The 25,946-nt window shown below is 28.6% G+C and carries 24 protein-coding genes, 1 tRNA gene and 1 pseudogene; 7 read left to right on the forward strand and 19 right to left on the reverse strand.

Annotation, left to right across the window (positions count from 1 at the left end; translation table 11 throughout):
• The first annotated feature begins 129 nt into the window (after nt 1-129).
• Nucleotides 130-1,155 (forward strand): helix-turn-helix domain-containing protein, encoded by a 1,026-nt coding sequence (locus ACFOWD_RS00820; RefSeq protein ID WP_298988989.1) that lies wholly within the window; start codon nt 130-132, stop codon nt 1,153-1,155.
• Nucleotides 1,156-1,261: 106 nt separating this feature from the next.
• Here ACFOWD_RS00820 and ACFOWD_RS00825 read toward each other — a convergent pair whose 3' ends face one another.
• The 9 genes from ACFOWD_RS00825 to ACFOWD_RS00865 all read right to left on the reverse strand — a co-directional run bounded on the left by ACFOWD_RS00825 (nt 1,262) and on the right by ACFOWD_RS00865 (nt 8,026).
• Nucleotides 1,262-1,462 carry a hypothetical protein gene (locus tag ACFOWD_RS00825; protein ID WP_377407321.1) on the reverse strand — a complete coding sequence of 67 codons (201 nt, stop codon included), beginning with the start codon at nt 1,460-1,462 and terminating at the stop codon, nt 1,262-1,264.
• Between the two features lie 10 nt (nt 1,463-1,472).
• Entirely contained in the window at nt 1,473-1,823 is a 351-nt protein-coding gene (locus ACFOWD_RS00830) for a hypothetical protein (protein ID WP_377407323.1), read from the reverse strand.
• A gap of 4 nt (nt 1,824-1,827) precedes the next feature.
• The gene (locus ACFOWD_RS00835) at nt 1,828-2,208 is read right to left on the reverse strand and encodes a YtxH domain-containing protein (protein ID WP_377407325.1); all 381 of its coding nucleotides are present in this window, start codon (nt 2,206-2,208) and stop codon (nt 1,828-1,830) included.
• Between the two features lie 112 nt (nt 2,209-2,320).
• A complete protein-coding gene (locus tag ACFOWD_RS00840; protein WP_377407327.1) occupies nt 2,321-3,178 on the reverse strand; it encodes a 5-oxoprolinase subunit C family protein in 858 nt (285 codons plus the stop codon).
• Entirely contained in the window at nt 3,171-3,899 is a 729-nt protein-coding gene (pxpB, locus tag ACFOWD_RS00845; RefSeq protein ID WP_377407329.1) for a 5-oxoprolinase subunit PxpB, read from the reverse strand. The genes ACFOWD_RS00840 and pxpB overlap by 8 nt, the downstream gene beginning before the upstream one ends.
• The gene (pxpA, locus tag ACFOWD_RS00850) at nt 3,892-4,623 is read right to left on the reverse strand and encodes a 5-oxoprolinase subunit PxpA (protein WP_377407331.1); all 732 of its coding nucleotides are present in this window, start codon (nt 4,621-4,623) and stop codon (nt 3,892-3,894) included. Before pxpA ends, pxpB begins: the two co-directional genes overlap by 8 nt.
• A gap of 1 nt (nt 4,624) precedes the next feature.
• Nucleotides 4,625-5,851, reverse strand: a complete 1,227-nt coding sequence (locus ACFOWD_RS00855) for an Nramp family divalent metal transporter (RefSeq protein WP_377407333.1) — start codon at nt 5,849-5,851, stop codon at nt 4,625-4,627.
• A 97-nt stretch (nt 5,852-5,948) separates the two neighbouring features.
• Entirely contained in the window at nt 5,949-7,559 is a 1,611-nt protein-coding gene (gene pckA, locus ACFOWD_RS00860; protein WP_377409587.1) for a phosphoenolpyruvate carboxykinase (ATP), read from the reverse strand.
• 86 nt (nt 7,560-7,645) lie between these two features.
• Nucleotides 7,646-8,026, reverse strand: a complete 381-nt coding sequence (locus tag ACFOWD_RS00865; protein ID WP_377407335.1) for a DUF423 domain-containing protein — start codon at nt 8,024-8,026, stop codon at nt 7,646-7,648.
• A gap of 71 nt (nt 8,027-8,097) precedes the next feature.
• Here ACFOWD_RS00865 and ACFOWD_RS00870 point away from each other — a divergent pair, with 71 nt between their 5' ends.
• Nucleotides 8,098-9,465, forward strand: coding sequence for a saccharopine dehydrogenase family protein (locus ACFOWD_RS00870; RefSeq protein ID WP_377407337.1), 1,368 nt, complete (start codon nt 8,098-8,100; stop codon nt 9,463-9,465).
• On the opposite strand, the gene ACFOWD_RS00875 is transcribed toward ACFOWD_RS00870, so the two are convergent.
• Nucleotides 9,466-10,188 (reverse strand): tRNA1(Val) (adenine(37)-N6)-methyltransferase, encoded by a 723-nt coding sequence (locus ACFOWD_RS00875; protein WP_377407339.1) that lies wholly within the window; start codon nt 10,186-10,188, stop codon nt 9,466-9,468.
• 119 nt (nt 10,189-10,307) lie between these two features.
• On the opposite strand from ACFOWD_RS00875, the gene ACFOWD_RS00880 reads away from it, so the two are divergent.
• On the forward strand, nt 10,308-11,870 hold the full coding sequence (locus ACFOWD_RS00880) for a family 16 glycosylhydrolase (protein ID WP_377407341.1): 1,563 nt from the start codon (nt 10,308-10,310) through the stop codon (nt 11,868-11,870).
• A gap of 43 nt (nt 11,871-11,913) precedes the next feature.
• The gene (locus ACFOWD_RS00885) at nt 11,914-12,330 is read left to right on the forward strand and encodes a hypothetical protein (RefSeq protein ID WP_377407343.1); all 417 of its coding nucleotides are present in this window, start codon (nt 11,914-11,916) and stop codon (nt 12,328-12,330) included.
• Between the two features lie 15 nt (nt 12,331-12,345).
• Here ACFOWD_RS00885 and ACFOWD_RS00890 read toward each other — a convergent pair.
• The 3 genes from ACFOWD_RS00890 to ACFOWD_RS00900 all read right to left on the reverse strand — a co-directional run bounded on the left by ACFOWD_RS00890 (nt 12,346) and on the right by ACFOWD_RS00900 (nt 13,534).
• Nucleotides 12,346-12,432 (reverse strand) — tRNA-Ser (locus tag ACFOWD_RS00890).
• A 2-nt stretch (nt 12,433-12,434) separates the two neighbouring features.
• A complete protein-coding gene (rimM, locus tag ACFOWD_RS00895) occupies nt 12,435-12,959 on the reverse strand; it encodes a ribosome maturation factor RimM (protein WP_377407345.1) in 525 nt (174 codons plus the stop codon).
• Nucleotides 12,960-12,973: 14 nt separating this feature from the next.
• Nucleotides 12,974-13,534: a 30S ribosomal protein S16 gene (locus ACFOWD_RS00900; protein WP_298989044.1), complete on the reverse strand. Its 561-nt coding sequence runs from the start codon at nt 13,532-13,534 to the stop codon at nt 12,974-12,976.
• 273 nt (nt 13,535-13,807) lie between these two features.
• Between ACFOWD_RS00900 and ACFOWD_RS00905 the strand changes: the two genes are divergently transcribed.
• From ACFOWD_RS00905 to ACFOWD_RS00915, 3 genes are all read left to right on the forward strand, one after another.
• A complete protein-coding gene (locus tag ACFOWD_RS00905; protein WP_377407347.1) occupies nt 13,808-14,257 on the forward strand; it encodes a ferritin-like domain-containing protein in 450 nt (149 codons plus the stop codon).
• A gap of 146 nt (nt 14,258-14,403) precedes the next feature.
• Entirely contained in the window at nt 14,404-18,741 is a 4,338-nt protein-coding gene (dnaE, locus tag ACFOWD_RS00910; protein ID WP_377407349.1) for a DNA polymerase III subunit alpha, read from the forward strand.
• A 1-nt stretch (nt 18,742) separates the two neighbouring features.
• Complete coding sequence (locus ACFOWD_RS00915; protein WP_377407351.1) at nt 18,743-19,363, forward strand: hypothetical protein; 621 nt, start codon at nt 18,743-18,745, stop codon at nt 19,361-19,363.
• 19 nt (nt 19,364-19,382) lie between these two features.
• Here the strand turns inward: ACFOWD_RS00915 and ACFOWD_RS00920 are convergent.
• From ACFOWD_RS00920 to ACFOWD_RS00945, 6 genes and pseudogenes are all read right to left on the reverse strand, one after another.
• Nucleotides 19,383-20,048 (reverse strand): annotated as a pseudogene (locus ACFOWD_RS00920) (ATP-binding cassette domain-containing protein); the annotation flags it as partial.
• Nucleotides 20,049-20,087: 39 nt separating this feature from the next.
• Nucleotides 20,088-20,849: a hypothetical protein gene (locus tag ACFOWD_RS00925; protein WP_377407353.1), complete on the reverse strand. Its 762-nt coding sequence runs from the start codon at nt 20,847-20,849 to the stop codon at nt 20,088-20,090.
• A 70-nt stretch (nt 20,850-20,919) separates the two neighbouring features.
• Nucleotides 20,920-23,703, reverse strand: coding sequence for a carboxypeptidase regulatory-like domain-containing protein (locus ACFOWD_RS00930; RefSeq protein WP_377407355.1), 2,784 nt, complete (start codon nt 23,701-23,703; stop codon nt 20,920-20,922).
• A 41-nt stretch (nt 23,704-23,744) separates the two neighbouring features.
• Nucleotides 23,745-24,611, reverse strand: coding sequence for a GLPGLI family protein (locus tag ACFOWD_RS00935; protein ID WP_377407356.1), 867 nt, complete (start codon nt 24,609-24,611; stop codon nt 23,745-23,747).
• Between the two features lie 113 nt (nt 24,612-24,724).
• Nucleotides 24,725-25,564, reverse strand: coding sequence for a GLPGLI family protein (locus ACFOWD_RS00940; RefSeq protein ID WP_298989065.1), 840 nt, complete (start codon nt 25,562-25,564; stop codon nt 24,725-24,727).
• 3 nt (nt 25,565-25,567) lie between these two features.
• Entirely contained in the window at nt 25,568-25,927 is a 360-nt protein-coding gene (locus ACFOWD_RS00945; RefSeq protein ID WP_377407358.1) for a hypothetical protein, read from the reverse strand.
• Between the last annotated feature and the right edge of the window lie 19 nt (nt 25,928-25,946).

Below are 25,946 nucleotides of genomic sequence, written 5' to 3' on the forward strand. Positions count from 1 at the left end.
TTTGAAATTAATTAATTGATTGTTTTAATGCATTTGTTTTTTAATAATTTTTTAAGGAATAAAAAGATTAATTTTACAATATACTTTTGATAAATATTATTAGTAATAAATTAAACAGAGTAAACCATTATGATACAAATTGAGATTATTGCTGATAGTCCAAAAGATCTTTTAGAGCAAATTCAAGAACAAATAGGAGGTGTAGTCACAGAACAATGGAGTGAGTACACATTAAAACTAAATAATAAATTTGGGATTGGTTCTATAAAATTTATTCCTTTTGATTGGGGTGTTAACTTATTAGAATTTCAAATTAAATTTCATGAAGAAATAGATTTAAAAATTAAATCGATCGAATCATTTAATCCAATTCGATTTATTTATGCTTCTAAAGGAAGTTTTAAACATCGTTTTGGGATTCATAAAGAAGAAAAAAAAGTAAGCCAATTTGAATCTTTTATTTTTACTAATAAAGATGGTGGAACCAATCATGTTATTTTTCCTAAAGATGAAAAATTAGATATTAATGTTATACAAATTGTTAGAAAGCACTTTTTAAAGAAAAGAACAACAAATGTCTCTACATTAAATAAAAAATTATACGAAGTTTTTGTAGATACAGACCATGATAATAGGTTTGCAAATTACGGAACCTTAAACCTTAAAATGGCAGATTTAATTAAAGGTTTACATAAGATAAAAGCTAAAGGAATGCTTAGAATCTTAAAAATTGAATCTCGTGTTTATGAAATATTATCTCTGCATATTCAGCAACATAATAGATTGCTAAATGGAGTTAAATTACCTGAACATATGAGTAGAAGTGAATTAAAGTTAATAAGAACTTTATCTAGCGATATTATTAAAAACCCTGCTAAAGAATACTCTTTAGAGCAACTATCTTTTAAATCTGGTTTAACACAATCTAAATTACAAGAAGGATTTAAATTTTTATATAAGAAAACTGTTACAGAATACATTAGACATGTACGTCTAGAATCTGCAAGAGAAATGCTTAAAGATTCAGATTTAAATGTATCTCAAATAGTATATAGTGTAGGGTTTAGTAGTAGAAGTTATTTTTCTAAAATTTTTAAAGAGAAATATGGTATTACACCTAACAGTTTTAAAAAAAAACTAAAAACAGTAGCATAAAAAAGTCTTGATGTTTTTTACATCAAGACTTTTAAAAATCAACCAACCATAAATAAAGTAAACTGAGTAAATTACCTTTTAAAGTTTCTTTTTACTTAATCATCTATTATTTAAAAAATCTTTTAATTAGTATTAAAAGGCCATATTTGCTGGCAAACTTTAAAAAATTTCCAACTAAATTAATAGGTTTTAAATGTTCTTCTAAATTATACTTAGTTAATTTTAATTCTTCTATTGCTATTTGTCTTTCTAGATTTAATCTTTTTAAATCTAATTCTATTTCTTCTAAAGATTGATAATTTCTCATGGCTTTTTATTTAATCAAATACCTTTTTTGATAATTTTTTAATAATAGTTTTCTCAATTAATTTTCTCATTAAGAAAATTATAATCCCGAAAAAAACATAAACTGAACCTATTATCAAATAACCTAATGCTATATTTTCTAAATAATCTCCAATTGCTATAGCTCCAGAAATAGATATAAACAACATTCCAATAGAAACTAGACTTCCAATAATCATCATTTTAGTGATACTTGTAGCAGATAAAGCCATTAAATGAAAAGCTTTTAATTTTGCATATTCTGCTGTTGTAGTGGCTAGCTTTTTACTTGCTTCTAATCCAGAGGTAGATGATTTACTTATAGATTCAAAAATATTAATCATCTAATTAGATTGTTTTATTAGTATTTTTATTGATAGAACCTCCATTTGCAGTAGCAAATTCTGTTTTTCCATCTTTTTGCAACTGTTTATTTTTAGCTTTTAATTCGCTTAATTTCTGTTCTAAAGTAGATATTACATCTTCAGCTTTGTAGCTCATATTTGACATTACCTCCTCTAATTGACTTTCTAAATTTGCTTTCTTAGTATTTACTGTAGAAGATACTTGGTCTTTTATTTCAGAGGCTGACTCTTCTATTTTATCTTTTGCTTTAAGAGCTTCATCTCTTAATTTTCTCCTGGTATTTTCTCCTTTATCTGGAGCAAATAAAATACCTAAAGCAGCTCCTATCGCTGTTCCTAATAATATGTCTGAAAAATTACTCATAATTTATGCTTTTTATTGGTTAAACTTATTTTTTAAATCAAATCTTATGATTTAATCACTAAACAAAGATAAATGTAAAGAAAAGTTATACTTAACTCAAAAAAAAATAATCTTAACTCAAATGACTTTTTAAAGTAAATTTAATAACATTATTCGTTGTTTTTTGTGATAATCTATTTATTGAGTTTTCAGAAAGTTGTAAAATTCTTGGGTATCCTCCTGTAATTTGACAGTCTCTTGTAAGCAAAATTAATTTACCTGAAGGTGTTAATTGAACAGTACCAGGTAAAACTGAAGATGTTAATAATTGTGGTAATTTATTATTTAAAATTTCATTTAACTGATACCCCATTCTATTATTATTTTTTGATATTGTAAAAATATCTGTAAATAATTTTTCTTTTTGGGTAGTTGAAAGCCAATCAAATTCTGGCCCCACTTTACATTCTAAAATTTCTGAACTAAAATGTTCTTTATGTATCTTAATAGACGACTTAGAAGAGAAAAACTCTTTTGGTTGTTGTTTAATTGGTATTATATCACCATTATTTATCTTAAAACTAAAAGTAACATATTTAAACTGACTTCTACTATTTAGTATTATTGGAGAATCAATTCCGCCAGAAATTGCTAAATAACATCGAACACCAATATTGATTTTTCCAAAAGACAATACATCATCTTTTTGAACTCTTATTTTTGAGTTTAATAAGATTGGCTTATCATTTAATTTAGGTGAAAAATCTGCACCAGAAATACAAATAGTAGTAGTATTCAAAAATTTTAAAATACAACCTCCAAAAGTAATTTCTAAAACTGCATTTGTTAAAGGGTTATTTAGAATACTATTGGCTAAATCTGCTGAATAAGCATCCATAACTCCAGAAAACGGAACTCCAAAAGAAGCAAATCCAAATCTTCCTTTATCTTGTATTGTTGAATAAAAGCCGGCTTTTAAAACTTTAATCATACTTTAAAGTTTTATGAATTTTAAAAACATTTACTGTAATATCTTTTTCAATTTGATAAAATTCTTCTTTAGATATAGATCTAAATTTAATTTCATCACCAGCTTTTGCAAAGCAAGGATTTTCTTTATCAGCATTAAAAAAATCAATAGGTGTTTTACCAATAATATTCCACCCACCAGCTGAATTGTTGGGGTAAATTCCTGTTTGCATCCCTCCTATTGCAACATTACCCTTATCTACATGTAATCTTGGGGTTGATTTTCTATCAAAGAATAGTTTTTTATCTAGACCTCCCAAATAAAAGAAACCTGGTAAAAATCCAATAAAAAAAATTGTATAAGTAGGTGCTGTATGAAGTTTTATAATTTCATCAATAGATATTTTTAATTTTTTGGAAATATCTTTTAAATCAATTCCAAAATCTAAATCATAACAGACAGGTATTTCCCATTTATATAAAGCTTTTTTTTCTATTTCTAATGTAGACGAGTAAATAGATTGAAGTTTAAAAATCTTATTTTTTACATTGTTAACTTTAAAATTAAATACAATTGTAAGTGAATTGTATGCTTGAATTATATCTAAATATTCTAAATCACTTTGTAATATTTTCTCTTTATAAGTAATAATATCTGATAGTATGTTTTTATCAATAATAGGTTCCCATTCTATTAAAATAGTATTATCTCCAAATTGTTTGTATGTAATTTGATTAGTCAATATTTAAACCTTCTTTCTCTAAATTTTGATAAAGATATTTTACAATTTCAACAGCATTTTCTGTGTCTCCATGAACACAAAATGTATCTGCTTTTATTTTAGATTTAGTATTGTCAATAGTTGTTACTAAACCTTTTTGTATAATATTTAAAACGTGTTCTAAAACTTCTTCTTTATTTAAAATTAATGCGTTTTTATATTTTCTAGATACTAAAGTTAAATCAGCATTATAATTTCTATCTGCAAAAACTTCATACTTAATTTTTATAGCATTCTTTAAAGCAACATTTTCTATTACAGAATTATAAGGCACATATAAATAACTATTTTTTAAATATTTTGCTACACTACTAATAAATAAAGTAGCCAATTTATTATCAATAGCTATAGCATTATATAGTGCTCCATGTGGTTTTATGTGATGTAATTTTCCGTTTTGTAAAGACAATCTTTCTAAAAATAATTCTAACTGAGATTGAATACTTTTTTTTAATGCATCATTAGAAATCTGTATTAATTTTCTACCAAAGTTTTCTTGATCTGGAAAAGAAGGATGAGCCCCAATTTTAACTTTATGTTTAATTGCTAATTCTATAGTTTTATCAATAGAATTTTTATCGCCAAAATGTCCACCACAAGCAATATTACAAGATGAGATAAATGGCATTAATAAATACTCATTATCTACACCTTCACCAACATCACAGTTAATATCAATTTTCATTTTATAAAAAATTAAACACTTTTAAAATTCCTTTAGCTCCTAAAAAAATAGCTATAGCTAAAATTATAAATCCTAAAATATTTTGAAATTTACTGTTTACATAGTTTCCTAAAATATTCTTTTTATTCATAATCCATAATAAAATTCCTGCAATAACTGGCAATAACATACCATTTGCAACTTGAGCAAATTTTATAATTTCTATAGGTTTTATACCAACTGATGAAAATAAAACCCCTAAAAAAAGAATGATAATCCAAACTAGTCTAAATGATTTTGATTGTAAACCTCCTTTAAAACCTAAACAACCTTTTGCAACATAAGCAGCTGCCAAGGGTGCTGTTATTGCAGATGTTATACCTGCAGCAAACAAACCTAAAGCTAAAAAGTATTTTGCAAAATTACCATATAAAGGAGCTAAACCTTTTGCTAAATCTGCTGCGTTTAAAATATTTGTAGAAGAAATAGAAGCAGCTGAAACTATAATAGCCATAGATACTAAACCTCCTAAAAGTATAGAAATAAAAGTATCTTTTTTGGCAAATATTAAATCTTCTTTTTTATGCCATCTTTCTTTAACTAAAGAAGCGTGTAAAAACAAATTATATGGCACAACTGTTGTTCCAATTAAACCAATAATGGTTAATAAGCTTTTATCTGGAAATCTAGGAACAAACATTCCTTTTAAAATTTGTAAAATATTAGGTTTAGTTACAATTGCAGTTATTACAAATGAAAAACTCATCAACAATACTAATGTAACTAGTGCTTTCTCTAGAAATTTATAATTTCCAATATAAAGTAAAACAAATGCAATTACACCAATAATGATACTCATTAAATTGATAGAAAAATCTCCAAAATGGTACTTAAACTCTCCAAAAATAGTTTCAAGACCTAAGATACCTCCACTTATATTACCTGCTTCATAAGAGGCATTACCAACAACAATTGCAGATAAAATTAAAATTGTAATACATTGTTTTAAAATTGGATTTTTTAATTCTTCTCTTATTACTTCAGATAGTCCTTTTTGAGAAATAATACCTAACCTTGCAGCCATTTCTTGCAATACAATAGTTGCAATAATAGAAAGCAACATAGCCCAAAGTAAATTAAAGCCAAAATTAACACCTGCTAAAGTACACAGGGTTACTGTACCTGGACCAATAAAAGCTGCTGCAACTAAAGTACCTGGTCCTATATTTTGAAACCACTTTTTAATCATAAAAAAAAGAATTTTTACTGACTAAAGATACTTTTTTATAAAGAAAAACACCTCAAATTTGAGGTGTTTCTGTGTAAATTAATAATTATGAACTTAATTAATAAGCATATCTTTGAGGACCACCTCTTCTAATTTCTTCATTCGCATATTCTTCGAATTGCTTAAAATTATTTCTAAACGCATTAGATAACTTAAAAGCTGTTTCATAGTAAGCCTCATCATTATTCCAAGTAGCTCTAGGACTTAGTAATTCAGTTGGAACTCCAGGACAAGATCTTGGTTGTGCTACTCCAAAAACAGAATGTATATGATAGTCTTCGTATGTGTAATCTCCTAATTTCCCATCTAAAACAGCACTAATCATGGCTCTTGTATATTTTAATGGCATTCTTCTACCTACACCATATTTACCTCCAGACCAGCCTGTATTTACCAACCAAACATTAACCCCTGCTTCTTTCATTTTTTTGCTTAACATTTCTGCATATCTTGTTGGATGTAAAGGCATAAATGGTGCACCAAAACAAGCTGAAAAACTTGGCACTGGCTCAGTAACACCAGCTTCTGTACCAGCTACTTTTGCTGTATAACCAGAAATAAAGTGATAAGCTGCTTGTGCAGGTGTTAACTTTGAAATTGGAGGCAACACTCCAAATGCATCTGCTGTTAAAAAGAAAATATTCTTTGGGTTTTTTCCTATTGAAGGTTTTTGAATATTTTCTATATGATAAATAGGATAACTAACTCTTGTATTTTGTGTAATAGAAGTATCAGCAAAATCTACATTGCCTTCACTATCCATAATAACATTTTCTAAAATTGCTCCTTTTTTAATAGCAGCATAAATTTCTGGTTCTTGTTCTTGTGATAAATTAATCACTTTTGCATAACATCCACCTTCAAAATTAAAGACAGTATTTTCTGCTGTCCAACCATGTTCATCATCTCCAATTAAACTTCTATTTGGATCTGTAGAAAGAGTTGTTTTTCCTGTTCCTGAAAGTCCAAAGAAAATAGCTGTATCACCAGCTGCACCAACATTTGCAGAACAATGCATTGGTAACGTATTTTTATCTACTGGTAATATGAAATTTAGGGCAGAAAAAATACCTTTTTTAATTTCACCTGTGTAACCTGTACCTCCAATTAATGCAATCTTTTTAGAAAAATTTAAAATTGCAAAATTATGTTGACGAGTACCATCTACTTCAGGGTTTGCCATAAAACCAGGAGCATTAATAACTGTCCATTCAGGAGAAAAATCTTTTAACTCTTTTTCTGTTGGTCTTAAGAACATATTGTAAGCAAACATATTGCTCCAAGGATATTCGTTAACCACTCTTATATTTAGCTTGTAGTTTTCATCTGCACAAGCGTAACTGTCTCTAACATAAATTTCTTTTTCTGATAAGTAGTTTACAACTTTATCATACAATTGGTCAAACTTATCTTCTTCAAATGGTAAGTTAATATTACTCCACCAAACTTCATCTTTTGTAACATTATCTTTTACAATAAATCGATCCATTGGAGAACGACCTGTAAATTCACCAGTATTTACAGCAATAGCACCTAAAGAAGATTCTACTCCTTGTTTTTTTTGTAAAGTTTCTTTGTGTAAATCTGCAGAAGAAAGTTGATAATTAATTTTTGCATTTTTGATTCCTAGACTATTTAACGAAATCGATTTCGTATTTGTATCTACCATATCAATGTTTTTTTGTTTTTTAATTACAGACAAAATTAAACAATATTTTTAGACGGGCATATTTTCGTGCGATTTTTATAAAAAAATTAATTCTTATTCATTTTTTTTGCGAATATCACAATCATAAGCAACCAACCTATTATAAAAAATAAGCCACCTAAAGGTGTAATAAACCAAATTAATTTTGCCGTTATTTGAGTTAATTGAATAAGATAAATAGAGCCAGAAAAAAGTAGAATGGCAATAAAAAATAAAATACTAATAGTATTTTTTTGTTTTGTAGTAAAACCATCAAAGAGATTAACTATTAATAAAACAATAACATGATACATTTGGTATCTAACAGCAGTTTCAAAACTATTAAGCTGTTCTACTGACAATATTTCTTTTAAAGCATGTGCTCCAAAAGCTCCTAAAATAATTGCAGTTAACCCTAAAAAACAAGTAATAATTAAATTTTTAAACATTTATTGAGGTTTTTGTTTAATTTTAAACAATTATAGTATCTTCGTTATTCTACAAAAATACGTTAATCCTTATGAAAAACATTTTGATTATTGGTGCAGGTAAATCTAGTTCATCACTTATAAAATATTTGTTAGAAAAATCTGATGAAGAAAATCTAAAGATAATTATTGCAGATATTTCTATAGAAAATGCTTTAGAACTTATAGATAATCATAAAAATGCAAGTGCAATTATTTTTGATGTTTTTAATGAAAATCAAAGAAAACAAGAAATAGAAAAGTCTGATATTGTAATTTCTATGTTACCTGCAAGATTTCATATAGAGGTAGCTAAAGATTGCTTATTATTTAATAAGCATATGGTTACTGCTTCTTACATTTCTAAAGAAATGAAAGCTTTAGATAGTGAAGCCAAACAAAAAGGGTTAATTTTTATGAATGAAATTGGTTTAGACCCTGGTTTAGACCATATGAGTGCCATGCAAGTTATTGATAGAATAAGAGATAATAATGCTAAAATATTATTATTTGAATCTTTTTGTGGAGGATTAGTGGCACCAGAAAGTGATAATAATCTTTGGAATTATAAATTTACTTGGAATCCAAGAAATGTAGTATTGGCAGGTCAAGGAGGAGCTGCTATGTTTATTCAAGAAGGCACTTATAAGTACATCCCTTATCACAAACTATTTCGTAGAACTGAGTTTTTAAATATTAATAATCAAAAATTTGAAGCTTATGCTAATAGAGATTCTTTAAAATACAGAAGTGTTTATGGGTTAGATAATATACCTACAATGTATAGAGGAACAATAAGAAAAGTTGGTTTTTCTAGAGCTTGGAATATTTTTGTTCAATTAGGGATGACAGATGATTCTTACATCATAGAAGATTCAGAAAACATGAGTTACAGAGATTTTGTTAATCTATTTTTAGCTTATTCTCCTTCAGATTCTGTAGAATTAAAATTACGCTCATATCTAAAAATTGATCAAGATGATGTAATGTGGGAAAAATTAGTTGAATTAGATCTTTTTAATCCAGATAAAAAAATTGGATTACAAAATGCAACTCCAGCACAAATGCTTCAGAAAATCTTACAAGATTCTTGGACTTTACAAAAACATGATAAAGATATGATAGTTATGCAGCATTTATTTGGATATGAAATTGATGGAGAAAAACGTCAAATAGAAAGTAGTTTAATTGTAGAAGGAGAAAACCAAACCTATACAGCTATGGCTAAAACTGTTGGTTTGCCTGTTGCAATTGCAACTTTAAAAATTTTAAAAGGTGAAATAAAAACACCAGGAGTACAATTACCAATATCAAAAGAAGTTTATATTCCTATTTTAAAAGAATTAGAATTACATGGGATAAAATTTACTGAACGAAAAGTAAAATACTTAGGCTATAATCCAAATCATGTAATGGGTTAATTACATTTTTAAATAAAAATCTTTAGTTAAATTGATATATTCATCTGTGTATTGATGGCGTTTAATCTCAATTGTTAAATTTTCTTTTTTAAGTTTTTTGTCTTCAAAAGAAAATTCTAAGAGACTTCTTTTAAATGCAGATGAAGAATTTCCTTTAACATGGCAAACCCTATTTAAAAATAGATTATTTTCTTTTGCTAATTCAACAAAACCTTGCTCTTCTTTAAAAGGGATAATTACTGCAAATTTTCCTTTTTTAGATAAAATTTTTGACACTCCTTTTAGCAATTCATTAAATGATAAAGAAGTGGTAAACCTAGCTTTATTTCTAGCATCGTTATCAGACTCAAACTCATCTGTATAAAAAGGAGGATTAGATATCATTAAATCATAAGTTTCATCTTCCTCTGCAATTTCGTCAGCAAAATTTTGAAAAGAAGAATGATAACAATACAAACGATCTCCCCAATTAGAATTTTCAAAATTAGTTACGGTTTGCTCATATGCATCATTATCAATTTCAACAGCATCAATGGTTAATGCAAAAGAACGTTGTGCTAACATTAATGCTATAATTCCAGTTCCAGACCCTACATCCAATATTGAATCTATCTCATTTTCTAAGAAAACCCAAGCACCTAACAAAACTGCATCTGTACCAATTTTCATAGCAGTTTTATCTTGATGTATTGAAAATTCTTTAAACTTAAATAATGTACTCATAGATCAAAAATACTGTAAAATTAACTTAAAAATAGGTTTTGTATTGGTTTTGTATTGGTCTATCATTTCAAAAATTAAACTACAACAGATATCTTTGGCTTGATTACAAAAAAATGAACATGTCTCAAAAATACTTTTCAACTTTACTTACTTTAATATTAATTACTTCATCAATATTTTCTCAGCAGATGCCAATTGATTTTGAAAACAAGAATCATGTGTTTTCAGGTTTTAGTGGTGCAAGTTTTTCTACAAGGAATGATCCTGATAATGCATCAAATAAAGTAGGTCAATTTAACAATAATGGCAATGATGCTAATCAAGGTTTTTGGATTGATTTAACAAGAGATATAGATATCAAAAATCAAAAAGAAATAACATTATCTTTTTACGCTTTTGATCCGAATACGCATACTATTTTATTAAAATTAGAAAACGGCACAAATGCTGATGTAGAAGTTTCACAATCAGTTACAAGTGGTAATGCAAATACTTGGCAAAATTTTACTTTTGATTTTTCTAATGCAAAATTATCAGGAACTAACAATACTATAAATGCAACTGGAACATACAGAAAATTAGTTATTTTTATTGACATAGGAGTACCAACTGCTGGTACTTATTTATTAGAAAATATTACTGATGGATCAACTCCTACAGATCCAAATGCTTTAGATGTTGAATACACAAATCTTGTTTGGTCAGATGAATTTGATGGTAATTCTTTGGATACTAATAAATGGCATCATCAAACTTTTGGGCCAAATGGAGGAAGATGGTTTAATGGAGAATTACAACACTATACAGATAGCCCAACAAACTCATTTGTTTCTAATGGTAATTTAAATATAGTTGCTAAAAAAGAAACAAAAACTCTAAATGGGGTTACTTTAGATTATACTTCTGCAAGATTAAACTCTAAATATGCTTTTACATATGGTAGAGTTGATGTTAGAGCAAAATTACCAGAAGGTGCTGGAACTTGGCCAGCAATATGGACTCTTGGTAAAAATATAAGTGAACCAGGAGCTTATTGGGAAACACAGGGTTTTGGAACTACACCTTGGCCAGCTTGTGGAGAAATTGATATTATGGAACATGGTTTACACGCAACTAATGTGGTTTCTAGTGCCTTGCATACACCATCTAGTTCTGGAGCTACTGTTAACACAGCAACAAAAATGTTAACAGATGTAGCTAATAATTATCATGTTTATTCTATGAATTGGTCTCCAAATCAAATTGCTTTTTTAGTTGATGGCGAAGTTTATTATACTTATAAACCATCTACACAAAACAGTAGTACATGGCCTTTTAATTTAGATCAATTCTTATTGCTAAATGTTGCTCTAGGAGGAATTGGTGGTACTATAGATCCAAATTATACAGAAAGTAGTATGATCATCGATTATGTAAGAGTATACCAACAAAGTACAGCAAGTACTGACGACTTTTTTAGCTCTAAATTTGTGGTTTATCCAAATCCTGCTAAAGAAAGTGTAAAAATAAAAACTAAAGAAAATATAGATAAAATAGAGATTTATTCATCATTAGGACAAAAAGTATATTCTAAAAGTTCTAAAATAAACGAAATAAATACAAGATCTTTAACTTCTGGTGTTTACCTTGTAAAGATTCATTCTAATAATAAAGTAGCAAACAAAAAACTTATTATAGAATAATTAAGGATTTTTTTATTTTTGCATTAGTATTAAATAAATAATTATGAGACATCTAATCTTACTTTTAGCAACAATTTTATTTTTCTCATGTGTAACAACTCAAAATGAATTTGAAGATGATGGAATTCCATTATCTCAAACTGATGTTAGGTTAGAGTTTTATACAAATGAGCCAAATGCAGATGAAATTAAGCTTACTTATTATGATAATGCTAACAATATTGATGTTACAGAAATAATAACCTTTGAATACGATACTAATGGTGATGCTTTACCACATATTATTTATTGGAATGATTATGGATATAAGTATGTTAGAGGTGAAGCTTTTAGAAACAGCCCAAGTTCTGCAGAGCTAATGTTAAAGCTTTTTGTTAACGATAGACTTGTACAAGAAGACTCAAAAGCTGGTACATCTAGTAGTTATGCTAGAGTTACTTTTGATTATACTATTAAATAAAATAATTCATTTTTGCAGAGAGGAAGGGATTCGAACCCTCGATACTATTTCTAGTATACTACCTTTCCAGGGTAGCCAGATAAACCACTCTTGCACCTCTCTAATTATAAATACAACTCTATAAGACCTGTTGGAGTCTCTACTTGTATTTGATTGTTTTTTCTATCTACTTTTTTGATAAAATCATCAATCATTGGAATAAAAATAGTTTTGCCTTCTCTATCTATTTCAAAAAGAGGCTGTGCAGCTTTATCATTAATATGTATAACTGTGCCTACTTCACCAAAATTTGAGTCAAAAACTGAAAAACCTATTACTTCATGATAATAGAATTTATCTCCTTCTAGTTTTGGTAATAATGTAAGTGGTAAATAAACATCAGATTTTAAAATAGAATCTGCCTCTTCCTCAGAATATACATCTTCAAATTGAACCCTTAGTTGATTTCCTTTGTGTAGTGAACTTTTATCAATAAAAAATGGAACCAGATTATTGCCAAGTTCGACATAAACTGATTCCATATTTTTATAAAGTTCTGGTTCGTCTGTATCTAATTTGATAACAACCTCACCTTTAAAACTGTGCTTTCTTCCGATTTTGCCTAAATAAAAACAATCTTCTTTACGCATTATCGCTTAAAAAATTACTCAGCTTTTTTCTCTTCAGCAACTTCTGTATCTGCAGCAGCAGCTCCTTCTTCAGCAGCTGTTTCTAATGCTTCAACTTCTTCTGTAGCTTCAACTGCTTCTTCAACTTCTGGAGTTGCAGCAGCAATTCTTGCTTCATTTACAGCTTTTTCAGCTTCTAAAGCTTTTGCTTTAGCTTCTGCTTGAGCTTTTGCTAATTTTTCTTCTTTAGTAGAAACTTTGTTTTCTTTTTCTTCTAACCAAGCTTTAAATTTTTCTTCAGCTTGCTCTTCAGTTAAAGCACCTTTTCTAACACCACCTGCTAAATGATTCTTTAATAAAGCACCTTTATAAGATAAAATACCTTTTGCAGTGTCAGTTGGTTGTGCACCATTCTGTAACCATTTTACAGCTCCATCAACATCTAAATCTATAGTTGCTGGATTTGTGTTTGGATTGTAAGTTCCAATTTTTTCTAAGTAACGACCATCTCTTTTTGCACGTGCATCTGCAGCTACAATCCAATAGAATGGTTTACCTTTTTTACCATGTCTTTGTAATCTAATTTTTACTGGCATAATTTGTTAATGTTGTAAGGTTCTCGACCTTGGTTATTAAAAATCTTATTATCTCGTAATAAGTGGGCGCAAAAGTACAAAATACTTTTAATTTATCACCATAAAAATAACTCTAAAATTTTATTAAATAAAAAACTGATAGTAAATGAGTTAAGACTTACATCATTTGCAATAAAGATAACTTTAGAAACACCTTAAATTTGTAATAACAAAAAGATGTGAAACAATACGCATCTCAAAAAAATTTATTGAAATTTTAAATGAAAAGATAAAATGAAGTATAGTGAAAAAATTTCGAACAAGTTAAACGAATTATTAGAAAAAAATTATGATGCTGAGAAAGGTTATTTAAACGCAGCAAGTAATGTAGAAAGTAAAAAGTTAAAAATATTTTTTAAAAAAAGAGCTTCTGAAAGAAGTGAATTTGCTAAAAATTTAAGAACAGAGATTTTATCTTATGGACAAATTCCAGAAGATAATGGATCTTTCAAAGGAACAATGCATAGAAATTGGATGTCATTAAAATCTATGTTTAATTCTAATGATGAGGAAGCTATTTTAGAAGAAGCATTAAGAGGAGAAGCAGCAAGTTATGATGAATATTGCGAAATATTGAAAGAAGATGACTTTGCTCCATCAACAAGAAAAATATTAGAAATGCAAAAACAGACCATACAGTCTGCTATTAATTCCTTAAAATATCAAGAAGAATTAGTATCATAGAATTCTAATTATTTAAATAAATAAAAAAGTCAATCCTTAGTTGGGTTGACTTTTTTTTTGTTAATAAGTCAGTATAATTAATTCAGGGTAAATCTTTAATGATTTTGTACATTTAACTCTCCAAATTTACTTCATAAAATTCGTGTATGTACTTAATTTTTGATACTGAAACTACTGGTTTACCCAAAAGTTGGAATGCCCCAATTACAGATACAGATAACTGGCCAAGGTGTATTCAAATTGCATGGCAGTTGCATGATGATATGGGTAATTTATTAGACAGAAACGATTTTCTAATACAACCAGATGGATTTAACATTCCTTATGATGCTGAAAGGATTCATGGTATTTCAACAGAATTAGCGCAAGAAAAAGGAATTTCTTTAGATGAAGGATTAAGGCTATTTAATGAAGCGCTTTCTAAAACAACATTTATTGTTGGTCAAAACGTTGAGTTTGATGTAAATATAATGGGATGTGAATTCCATAGATTGGGTGTTGAAAACAACTTAACAAAACTACCTGTTTTAGATACTTGTACAGAAAAATCAGCATTACTTTGTCAACTTCCTGGAGGTAGAGGAGGAAAATTTAAACTACCTACATTAACAGAATTACACAAACACTTATTTGGGATAGATTTTGCTGAAGCACACAATGCAACAGCAGATGTAGAAGCAACAACTCGTTGTTTTTTAGAACTAATTCGTTTACGAGAATTTACCAAAGAAGAATTAGATGTAGATGCAGATTATTTTAAAAAGTATTCAGAAGCCAACCCAAAACCTATTCAGTTAATTGGTATACAACATATCAATTTAAAAAAGGAAAGTGATAAAATTAGAAAACGTCTAGAAAAACTAAAAGACGTAGAAGATACCAAATCTACTAAAGAAGGTTTAGCTGAACTTAAAGATGTTCAATTTGCTCACTTACATAATCATACACAATTTTCTGTTTTACAATCTACTATTCAAATTGGTAATATTGTAAAAGCAGCTGCAAAAGATAATATGTCAGCTGTTGCTATGACAGATACAGGTAATATGATGGCTGCTTTTCATTTTGTAAGTGCAGTATTAAACCACAATAAAAATGCAGAAACACCAATTAAACCAATTGTTGGTTGTGAATTTAATGTTTGTGAAGATCATACTAATAAATCACAAAAAGACAATGGATATCAAGTTGTTTTATTAGCCAAAAATAAAAATGGATACCACAACTTAGCAAAAATGTCTTCTATTGCCTTTGTAGATGGGTTTTACTATGTTCCAAGAATTGATAGAGAGGTTATTAAAAAGTATAAAGACGATATTATTGTTTTAACTGGTAATTTATATGGTGAAGTTCCTAGTAAAATTTTAAATGTTGGAGAGAATCAAGCAGAAGAAGCACTTTTATGGTGGAAAGACCAATTTAAAGATGATTTATATATTGAGTTGATGCGTCATAATCAACAAGATGAAACCATTGTAAATGAAACCTTATTAAAATTTTCTAAAAAGCATGATATAAAAGTTGTTGCTACAAACAATACTTTTTACTTACAAAAAGAAGATGCAAATGCACATGATATTTTACTCTGTGTAAAAGACGGAGAAAAACAAGCTACACCTAAAGGTAAAGGTCGTGGTTATAGATATGGTTTACCAAACGAAGAGTATTATTTTAAATCAACTAAAGAGATGAAAACGCTCTTTGCAGATTTACCTGAAGCCATTATCAATATCCAAGAAGTTGTAGATAAAATAGAAGAATTTACTTTAGCTAGAGATGTATTATTACCAGCTTTTGATATTCCTGATGAATTTAAAGACGCAAAAGATAATGAAGATGGAGGTAAAAGAGGAGAAAATAATTACTTGCGCCATCTAACTTATGAAGGTGCAAAAAAACGTTATGGAGAAATAACTCCAGCCATAAAAGAACGTTTAGATTTTGAGCTAGATGTAATTGCCAAAACTGGTTATCCTGGATATTTTTTAATTGTTGAAGATTTTATTAGAGAAGCCAGAAATATGGATGTTTCTGTAGGACCAGGTCGTGGTTCTGCAGCTGGTTCTGTAGTTGCATATTGTTTATGGATTACCAATATAGATCCTATTAAATACGATTTACTTTTTGAGCGTTTCTTAAACCCTGAGCGTGTTTCTATGCCAGATATTGATATCGATTTTGATGATGAAGGACGAAGCAGAGTTATGGATTACGTAATTAACAAATATGGAGCAAATCAAGTAGCACAAATTATTACTTACGGAACCATGGCTGCTAAATCATCTATTAGAGACACAGCTAGAGTGTTAGATTTACCTTTATTTGAAGCAGACAGAATTGCAAAATTAATACCTGGGGTAAAACTTCAAAACATATTTGGAGATGATGAAAAAAGTAAAGGAAAAATTGCTGGTTTACGAAGCGAAGAAAAAGCTATGGTTGAAGAATTACAAACCATTGCTGCTGGTTCTGATTTAGCTTCAGAAACTGTAAACAAAGCTGCAATTTTAGAGGGCTCTGTTAGAAATACTGGTATTCATGCTTGTGGTGTAATTATTACTCCAGGAGACATTACCAATTATGTTCCTGTTGCTTTAGCAAAAGATTCAGACATGTATGTCACTCAGTTTGACAACTCTGTTGTTGAGTCTGCTGGGTTATTAAAAATGGATTTCTTAGGGTTAAAAACATTAACATTAATAAAAGACACTGTTAAGATTGTAAAAGCCAAACATGGTGTTGCCTTAGATCCTGAGAGTTTTCCTTTAGATGATGAAAAAACATACGAACTCTTTCAAAGAGGAGAAACTGTAGGTATTTTTCAATATGAATCTCCAGGAATGCAAAAACACATGCGTTCTTTAAAACCTACTGTTTTTGGAGATTTAATTGCAATGAATGCACTCTACAGACCAGGACCCATGGAATATATTCCTAGTTTTATCAACAGGAAACATGGTACAGAAGAAATAGAATACGACTTACCAGCCATGGAAGAATATTTGGCTGAGACTTATGGTATTACAGTCTACCAAGAGCAAGTGATGCTACTCTCTCAAAAGTTAGCAGATTTTACAAAAGGTGAAGCTGATGTTTTACGTAAAGCCATGGGTAAAAAGCAAGCTGCTGTTTTAGCAAAAATGAAACCTAAGTTTATAGAACAAGCCAAAGCTAATGGACATGATGAAGAAAAGCTAGAAAAAATATGGAAAGATTGGGAAGCCTTTGCAAGTTATGCCTTTAATAAAAGTCACTCTACTTGTTATGCTTGGATTGCTTATCAAACAGCGTATTTAAAAGCACATTATCCTGCAGAATATATGGCATCTGTACTTTCTAATAACATGAAAGATATAAAAGCTGTATCCTTTTTTATGGAAGAGTGTAAACGAATGGGATTAGAAGTTTTAGGACCAGATATTAATGAATCTTACCTTAAATTTTCTGTAAATGCAGCAGGAGCTGTACGTTTTGGAATGGCAGCAGTAAAAGGAGTTGGAGAATCTGCAGTAAAAGCTATCATAAAAGAACGCAAAGAAAATGGCAACTACACCTCTATTTTTGATTTGGCAAAACGTGTAGATTTACGTGCAGCAAATAAAAAATCGTTTGATAGTTTAGTAAAAGCTGGTGCTTTCGATTCTTTTACAGATACACATAGAGCTCAATATTTTGCTTTAGACGAAAAAGGAATGACGTTTTTAGAACGTGCCATGAAATTTGGCAGTAAATATCAAGAAAACCAAAATTCAGCACAGGTTTCATTATTTGGTGAAGCTTCTACAGTGCAGTTTCCTGAACCAGATATTCCTAATTGTGATACTTGGGGAACCATGGAATTATTATCGCAAGAAAAAGAAGTAATTGGCATGTATATTTCTGCTCATCCTTTAGATGATTTTAAAAACGAAATGATTTTTTGCAATGCAAGATTAAAAGATTTTAAAGGAGAACTTCAAAAAATAGTGGGTAACAATTTATCGTTTGCTGGTATTATAACAGATGTACAACATAGAGTTTCTAAAGCAGGAAAAGGTTGGGCTGCATTTACTATTGAAGATTATAATGATAGTCATGAATTTAGAGTTTTTGGAGAAGAATATTTAAAATTCAAGCACTTTTTAGTACCTAATTCTTTCTTGTATGTTAGAGCTACAATACAACCTGGATGGACCAATAAAGATGGAGTAACTGGAGAGCCAAGAATTAAATTTACAGACTTTAAGTTACTGCATGATATTATGGATGAGTTGTGCAAAAAACTCACTATAAAAATACCAGTTAATGATGTGAACGAAGAAAATATACTTAATTTAGAAAGCATATTAAAAAACAATGTTGGGAAGCAGTCTTTACGATTTACAATTTGGGATGCTCAAGAAAAAATTGAAGTGAATTTACCAAGTAGAAACACCAAAATTAAAGTTTCAAATGAACTATTATCAACTCTTGAAAAGCAGCAAATACATTATAAATTAAACTAACATGATTTTTTATCATCAAGGAAGTAAAAAGAAATCAAATGAATTAGGTGTTGCTAGTGGTTGTTTACTAATTATAGGGTTTGGAGCAATCATTTTCTTTTTTACATTACTAGATGATATAGATGATTTAAGCGATTATTTATTTGAAATTATTGGAGTTTTAGTGATGGCAATAAGTGTTACTTATGGCTTATTTTCAAAAAAAGGAAAGATTGCTAATAAACATATTACTATTAAAGATGACTACTTTAAAATTGATAAAGTAAGTGTTCTTTTAGATACAATTACCATTGATTGTTTTATGATAGAAGGTAAATTTTCAAGATATTTTTTAAGAGATTCTCAAGGAAAAATTGCTATTTACTCCGTTTTAAATGATGATTTAATTGCATTTTTTCTAGAAAATAAACCTCAACAAGTTACTGTTTTAGAGGAGACTTATCACAAGCATGAAGGCCCTTATATATCTGTAAAATCAGATGATAACAGTCTATATTATGATTTAGAAAGTGGCAAATACACTATTAAAAAACAAGATGAACCTTCTGTTAGTTTTACACCAGATGTTTTTGATTATGATGCCAAATATAAATTAGGAAAACCTCTTTTTAAGAAGAAGTAACCTCTCTAAATAAAGTCTCTAAGCTTTTATTTGTTGATTTTAACTGATCCATATCAGTCTTAAAAACAATATTGCCTTTATTTAGTATAATTACTTTATCTGCAACTGCTTCTACTTCTTGCATAATATGCGTAGAAAAAAGTACTGTTTTTTCTTTACCTAATTCTTTAATTAAAGTTCTAATTTCTACTAATTGATTTGGATCTAATCCTGTTGTGGGTTCATCTAAAATTAAAACAGTTGGATTATGTAATATAGCTGCAGCTAACCCTACTCTTTGTTGATATCCTTTAGACAGTTGATGTATTTTTTTATGAGCCTCTAGTGATAAACCAACTTTATATATACACACTTCTATTTGTGTTTTATCAACTTTAAAAATAGCCGCCTGAAAATGTAAATATTCTCTAACATACATATCTGCATACAGAGGATTATGCTCAGGCAAGTAGCCAATATTTTTCTGAGCTTCTAAAGCAGAAGTTAAAACGTCTATTTCATCAACTAAAACCTCTCCAGAGTTTGGTTTAATAAAGCCTGTTAATATCTTCATCATTGTAGATTTACCTGCACCATTTGGACCCAAAAACCCTATAATTTCACCTTTACCCACTTCAAAAGAAACCTCTTTTAAAGCTTGTTGCTGATTATAAAATTTATTAACTGATGAAACTTGTATAGACATTAAATGTGTGTTTGCATATTAAACGAAACTAATATAAAATTAGTTTACTGATTTAGATCTAATTTTTCTAATATTTTTCATGCGTAACCAAGCTAATTTATGTCGTTGTTTATACAACCATAAAGAGCCTAAATCTAATCCAAAATAAAAGAAACTAATTCCACTTGGTGGATTGTAACTTGGCAAAAAGTCAAATACACCCCAAGCAGTAGAAGGCCATTTCCAGCATAAATAATTTGTACCTATAATTTCTAAAACAGCAACTGTTATATACATAGTTAGGTAAAACAAGCGTTCTCTTGGTTTATTTCTTAAAATAAACAAAGTAGCTACAGTCATTACAAAACCAAAAACATCATTCTTAAAAATTAGAAATACAGAGGCATATATAAATATAAAAATGGTAAATATTTTTTCTAAAGAAATTTTATGTTTGGTTATTGAGCTTGCTTTAGAAAAATACAATACAGAAATATACACTAATGCATGACCTGGAGGAACATAATGAGGTACATTTTCTAATCTATAAGTATACATCCCTAAAACAATAGAAAATAAATATTCACCTATTATTGCAATAAGAATTGCAGTAATCATTTGCTCTCGGTTTCTTTTTGTTACATTAAAAAACACAATGCCAGTAACAATAAACATAGCTGCATTTGCAAACCACTGTGCATGTGCTGTTATTTTTACAAAGTGATAACTATCTAAAAAAAGACCCGTTAGTAAAAACAAATACAACAGCCCTAAACTTTTACCTGTTGCATACCAAGGAGATTTTGATGCTAATAAACTCATGTTGCGAAAATACTAAACAAAACAAAAAAAGGCTCTAAAAGAGCCTTTTTAATTAATTCAAATGAGATGATTATAACTGATAACGTAATCTAAAAGTTATTAACCTAGGTAATATAAATGTTTCGTTAATAGAGTTTGATATATTTCCATTATTAACAGAAATTCTAGATTCTGTTCCTAAAATGTTACTTGCTTCAAATTCGTATTCCCATTTTGCATCTCTGTCTTTTCTATAAGACATAGAAAAGTTTAAAATATCAAAAGCATTTTGAAAAACTCCATCTTGTCTCACTTCATTGTAGGTATAATCAGCTCTAACTGTTAATGATTTCCATAAATAGGCATCAAAATCAATAGATGGTGAATGTGTAACAGTTTTAAAATTAAACATATTTCCAGAACCTCTTTCTACTCTATCTTGATCATTAAATGAAGCTCTATACCTTAAGCTCACATTTGGCGCTTTAATATAATTAGTTCTTATACTTGGACTTACACTATAATTTTTTGTGTTGATTTTAGTAGTGTTAATATTTCCAGAACTTAAATCAAATAATTGATAAAATTCAGCATCTGAATAACTACCACCAATACTAGTTCTTATTTTACCAAAAGTTTTAGTAACTGTACCAAAAGCATTAAAACTTTCAATATCAAATGGTAAGTTTAAGTTTGTTCTTGTAGATACAACAGAACCAGGAACGAAATTTGCTATAGAAGAAATTTGTTCCATAGTTTTATTATATGATAAACGTGCAAAAACAAAAGTGTTATTGAATAAATTAAAACTTCTATAATTTAAGTTTGCTGAATGTGCACGAGCGTTCATAATATCATTATTCCCAAAGAAGAATGAGTTAAAACTATTAGCTACAATACCTTCTGCTATTTGGTTTACATCTGTAAAATTTACGCTCTGTCTATAATCAAAAGTCATGTTTTCACTTTTCTTAAATTGAGCAATAATATTCAACTCAGGTAACACTCTTACAAATGTATCTTTAAAATAATTTGTACCATATTGTGTATTATTAGCATTGTAAGAATGTACAGTAAAACCAGGTCTAAAAGTAAAAATACCTGTTTTTACTCTATAACGCATTCCAGCATATAAATCTGTAAAATTATACTCAGTGTCATTTGTATTTTGCGCATTAGCTACATTAGGAATATTTAAATTTGGGTCTAAAGTATTTCCATTATCTAATACTTGAAAAAATCTTGAATCAAAATTTTGTTGACTTAAAATTGTACCTCCTACAAAATTTAAGTTACTCTTGTCATTTAAAATATAATAGTAATCTAATTTCGCATCTAATTGATTCGATTTTACTCTTCTATTTTGATCTAATCTGTAAAACTGTTGCGATTTATTTAAACCTAAAACATCTGCTACATCATCAAAACCATCTACATTATTATTTGGGTCTGTATCTGCATTTTCTATAGACGCCATATAAAAAGGGTCTTCATCTTGCATTGCATGTTGCATCTCTAGTGCAAAAATACTTTTTTCACTAGCTGTGTAGAAATAACTTAAGTTTTGAGTAATGGTAAAAGGTGTTGCATTTTCATTTTCTGTAATTGGTGTATTGCTTCCAATAACTTGAGAAAAACCAACATCATTTCTAAACTCGTTTGTAAAACGACCATTTAAATCGTAGTTTAATTGGTTGTCTACATTCTTCTTATAAATTGCTTTAAAGTTTAATAACCCAGAATTACTGGTTTGGTCTGTAGTATTATCAGTAATATCGTCAGGAATACTTGGATCATTATAATCAACAATGTTACGATTTCTTTGTCCATTAGAATTACCAGACCAAATTAAATATCCACTTAAATCTAATTTTTTATTTGGTGAGTAGCTAAAGTTTAAAGCTGTTAATTTTGTTTCAATTCGGTTTGCATTTCTTGCAGTTGCTGTTAAAAATCCAATACCTGCACTTGCTAAACTAATATTTGTTCCATTAGATGGACTTTGACTTCTAAAACCACCTCTTAAACCTCTAACATCTCTTCTGTCTAAAACAGCTTCTCCAATATTATTAATATCACCAATAATATTTAAGGTATATTTAGGTGTGTAATAAAATAATTTTGGTTGAAATAAATATAAACCTTCATTTGGTGAACTTCCTGCACCAGCATAAACATCTCCAAACCAAAAATTCTTTTTACCTTCTTTTAACTTAATGTTTATAGCAACTCTATCTTGATTATCTTGAACACCTCTTAATTGATTTACATCTGCAAAGTTTCTTAATACTTGTATTTTATCTACAGCATTAGAAGGTATGTTTTTAGATGCCAGTTTTGTATCTCCACTAAAAAACTCTTTACCATCAACAGTAATTTTTTCTACAGCTTTACCTTCTACTTCTATTTGGCCAGCATCGTTAATTTCTACTCCTGGTAATTTTTTTAGTACGTCTTCTAGTTTACGTTCTGTACCATTTTTAAAGGAGTCTGCATTATATATAATTGTATCTCCTTTAACAGTAACAGGCATTTTAGAAACTATATTAATACCATCTAACATGTTGTCTTCGTACATGGTATAGTTTTTTGAAATATTAGTAGTGCCTGTTTTAATAAACTCACTAATTTCTTTAAAACCTATGTAACTTATTTTTACGTTATATACCTTGTTTTCATCTAAGTCTAATTTAAAATTACCTTTAGCATCTGTAAAACCAAATGAGCTAATTTTTTTAGCAACAGTATCTAAAGCGATTACATTTGCCATTTCTAGTGGTGCACCTATAGAGTCTTTTACAACCCCTGTAAGTTTAATTTGAGCACTAGTTACTAATGACACCATAAAGATGGTGATAAGTAATATTTTTTTCATGAATAATTTATTTGATTAGTTTTTTTGTTTGGGTAATCTTATTAGAATCTTCCTCTACCTCCTCTACCTCTACCTCTAAAATTTTGGCGCATTTCCTCCATTTTTTGAGTGATAGTCTTAGTATATTTTTCTCTTTTAATTTTTTCTCCTTTAGTTGGAGCTTCTATTTCGATTTTTTCAGAAGGATTTAAAACAAGTTCTGTACATAAAACAGTTGTTCTACCTGAATTAACCTCTAAGATTAAACCTGGTAATCCCCAATATTCTCCAGGACCATTACTAATAGGAATTTGTGGAGTATACCAAGCTGTAACTTCAATTTGTTTTGGCATTTCTATTTCATCAGAAATTTTAGTAACGTTACTCGAATCTTTTTTAGATTCATCTTTTTTGTTATCGTTATTTCTTCTTCTTCTCATGTTAGTCCAATCTAAAGGATCAACATCTTTCATCATAGTTGCTTTATAACAAGTATAGTTTCCAATTTTTTTAGTTTCTGTAGACATCTCCCATTTTGGTTGATTCATTTCATCAGAAACTAAAAAGTTTTTACCAAAAAACTCAGTAGATTCTAAGGCTACTTTATCTTTAGTATTTTTATATTGTGTTCCACTGCCACCAAAACCACCAAATCTAAATCCTCCTCCAGCACCAGGTGCTTCTAATTTTTCATCTTCTTTGTAAACAGATTCGTTTTTTGTGAATGTTAAAGTGTAAGTTTTTTCTAACATGTTTTTCATTCTTGCAGCAATTTGCTTTTTTTGAGCTTCAGACATTTGTCCATTTCTTCCCCAAGAACTCATATCTACTGTTGTTTTAGACATGTAAGTTGCTTTACCAGTAATTTCTTTTTGTGAAAAAGTTGTAATAGATACTGCTAAAAACAGTAGTGTTAAAAGGTTTTTCATTTTGTAGTGTTTAATTTTTTATCAAAAGTACTTTTAATTTATAGGGGTAAGACTTAAAAAAAACTTAAAAGTTTAATCTTATCAAATAAAAATGAAACAGCTTTAACAAAATTTTAACCTCCTATTTTTATATTGATTCCATTACCCATATCTACTCCATTTCTACTTTTAAAACGCTCCATCATCTCTTTAGATTTTTTTCTGCTAATTTCATCATATTCTGTTTGGTTCACTACAGTTCCTTTTTCAGGTTCATTTATTTTTATTTTATCTGAAGGATTTAAAACAATTTCTGTGCATACAATAGTGGTTGTACCATCATTTATTTCTAATATTAAACCAGGTAATCCTTGATAATCATCTGGACCATTACTTACAGGTATTTGAGGTGTATACCAAGCAGTAGTTGTTACAGATACAGTTTCTTTTACTTCTTTAGAATCTCCATTAACTATGCTCATTTTTACATTTTCTACATCTCTTGTAAATGAAGCTTTATAGCAAGTATAATTACCTATGTTTTTAGTTTCTGAAGACATTTCCCATTTGTAAGTAGGTAAAGAATCTTTTACAAGAAAACGCTTACTCATAATTTCTGTTTGGTTTGTAAACCTGTCTTCTTTAATGTTTTTGTAATAAATACTACCTTCTCCAGAACCACCAAAAGACATTACCATAACATTTGCACCTCCAACATTTGGTTTTGGAGCTTTTAATTTTACATCTTGCTTATACGTAGATGTATATTTATCAAAGTTTAAAATGAATGTTTTTTGATTCATTTTTTGAAATCTTGCTTGTAATTGTTCTTTTTGCTGATCTGTTAATTTTGAATCACCACCAATTTTAAAGTTAGATTTTCTACTAGTTTTATAAATTGCTTTACCTGTAAAATCTTGTGCATTTATAGAAAATGATAAGACTAAAGTTAAAAATGTAATAATAGTTTTCATGATTTAGTTTTTGTATTTATTAGATATTTTTATGATTGATTTTACGCCTTTTTTAGCTCTAAAAATTAAAGAATCTATATCTTTTGTTTGTCCAGATACTTTAATTGAACTTTTAATTTTGTATTTAGAATTTGGATAATTTAATGCAAAGCTCATTTCAATTTTTTCTGAACCCTTATTTGAATTAAAAACTTCTTTTATTTCTTTCCAATCTATACTCTGTAATTCTTTTGCACTATTAACAGCGTAAGAAACAGCTGTAATTTTTACTTCTGACTTTTCATTTATTATTGATAAATTATCTTTTTGACCATAAGCAAAAAAAGAAAAACTTAATAATAGAATTAATAAAATTACTTTCATAATATAGGTTTTATAGTTA

This window comes from Polaribacter marinivivus (assembly GCF_042651285.1).
Classification (GTDB): Bacteria; Bacteroidota; Bacteroidia; order Flavobacteriales; family Flavobacteriaceae; genus Polaribacter; species Polaribacter marinivivus.